Source organism: Planctomycetota bacterium (assembly GCA_026387035.1).
Classification (GTDB): Bacteria; Planctomycetota; Phycisphaerae; order FEN-1346; family FEN-1346; genus JAPLMM01.
The window spans coordinates 1-1,892 of the sequence record JAPLMM010000030.1 but is presented as its reverse complement, the minus strand read 5'-3'; the positions used below and the strand labels follow the sequence as shown (position 1 = coordinate 1,892).

The following is a 1,892-nucleotide window of genomic DNA, read 5'->3' as shown; positions in this document are numbered from 1 at the left end:
TTTCCTTTGCCCGCCGGTAGGCTATCGGGTTTGGATTGCGGTGTCCAGATAGTGATACAGTGTATCGCGGCGCACGGGGGTGCGTCCGGCCCGGCGGATGGCGTCGGCCATCTCCGACAAGGTGAGCGATTGCCCGTACCGTCCCCCCGCCGACCGCGTGATGTTCTCCGCCAGAAGCGTGCCTCCCAGGTCGTTCACGCCGTACGAAAACGCCTCCGTCGCTGCGTCCAGGCCTAGTTTGCACCAGGAGGACTGCACGTTCCGAATCAGCCGACCGAAAAACAGCCGCGCCACCGCGTAATGCAGGAAAACGTCCTCCTTCGGGATCATCTCCTTGATGCCGCGGGCCCGCCCCAGCGGCGTATTATACGGGACGAAAACCAGGGGGATGTATTCCGTAAAGCCGCCCGTCTCGGCCTGCAAATCCCGCAGCAGTCGCAGGTGCCTGGCCACGTGCTCCGGCCGCTCGATGTGGCCGAAAAGGATCGTCGACGTGCTCCGCAGGCCCATCGCGTGGGCCGTCCGCACGACTTCGAGCCACCGGGCTGTCGAGAGTTTCTCCGGGCAGATGGCCTCCCGCACTTCGTCCACGAGGATTTCCGCCGCCGTCCCGCAGAGGCTGCCGTAACCGGCTTCGACGAGTTTCTCGAACGCCTCGCGGATCCCCAGGCCCGCCCGCCCCGCGTAGTAGTCCACCTCCATCGGGCTGAGGGCGTGGATGTGAATCCGCGGGTGCGCCTCATGCACCGCCGCGAAAAGGTCCAGGATATAGTCGAACGTCACCGCCGGATTGAGGCCGCCCACCATGCAGACCTCGTCCAGCCCCGGCGGCGTCCCGGCCAGGCGGACCACTTCCTCGGGCGTCATGACGAACGCCTCGGCATCCCCCGGCCGGACGCTGTACGCGCAGAACCTGCACGCCGCCTCGCAGGCGTTCGTGAAGTTGATGTTGCGGTTGAAAATGTACGAGACCCGCAGGTCATTGATTTCGCGGTTCAGGCGGTCGGCCGCCTCGAAAACGGGCCGGCGCGCCCTCCGCGGCAGGCACAGCAGGGCCGTGGCCTCCTCCTCCGTGAGGAGTCCCGGCGCGCCTGCCCCGCCTGCCCCGTTGGGGTTGGGGCCGAGATCGAACGGCTTCTTGAGAGTCGCCTGAAGGTCCATCGCCTGCGCCGCCTTACGGGAACGCATTCGCCCGGGGGCTTGGTGTCGGCGGGGCCGCTGCGTGCGGGACTAGCGCCGAGTCCGAGGGGGGCGTCTCGCCTGGCCGAGCCGGCCACGGCACGAGCCGTACCCGTGCCAGGGTCGCCCGTACTAATGGCGACCGGAGGCTTCTCCTTGGAGTATATCGCCGCAGGCGAGAGCGGTCAATGGCGGGGAAGGCCGTTTCTAACCGCAAAGGACGCCAAGAGCGCAAAGAAAGGCGGGGATTGGGTAAAGGCCAAACGGCGGGTGCCGTGGGCTGTTAGCATTTGCAGTTCCCCTGTCTCCGCCGTTCTCTGCGGTCTCGGCGATCTCTGCGTTGAATTCTGAGCCTCGACTTACGCGAGGCAGGAATTGTGGATAACTTTTTGGAGGAGATTTTGGGGGGTATTTTTGGGCGATTTTTTACAAGCCACCGGCCCTGGCGCTGGCGTCCGGGCGGTTTTTTCACTGCACGGGACCCGAATGTTAAGATGGGCTAGCGCGGATTTAGTGCTTTTTTCGACTTTTTTCGCGTTTTTTGACCGGTTTTTACCGGTTTTTAGGCCCTTTTTCGCACTTTTTCCATCCATGTCATGTGCATACCTTTATGTGCATAACTTCCTTCCCGTGAATGTAAGTGGGTTTCGGCTGGTAAGACTTCGCGCTCCTAAAGAAACAGTGTTTGAGGGCCAGGGAGAGTGTGATTGCGG

The 1,892-nt window shown here is 63.1% G+C and carries 1 protein-coding gene; it reads right to left on the bottom strand.

Going from position 1 to position 1,892, the window contains the following annotated elements; genetic code table 11:
• Positions 1–21 precede the first annotated feature (21 nt).
• A complete protein-coding gene (cofH, locus tag NTX40_00900; GenBank protein MCX5647648.1) occupies positions 22–1,161 on the bottom strand; it encodes a 5-amino-6-(D-ribitylamino)uracil--L-tyrosine 4-hydroxyphenyl transferase CofH in 1,140 nt (379 codons plus the stop codon).
• Positions 1,162–1,892 lie beyond the last annotated feature (731 nt).

Bases quoted from the DNA above. Each gene is read 5' to 3' on its own strand.
- cofH (MCX5647648.1), bottom strand. From the start codon at position 1,161: ATGGACCTTCAGGCGACTCTCAAGAAGCCGTTCGATCTCGGCCCCAAC.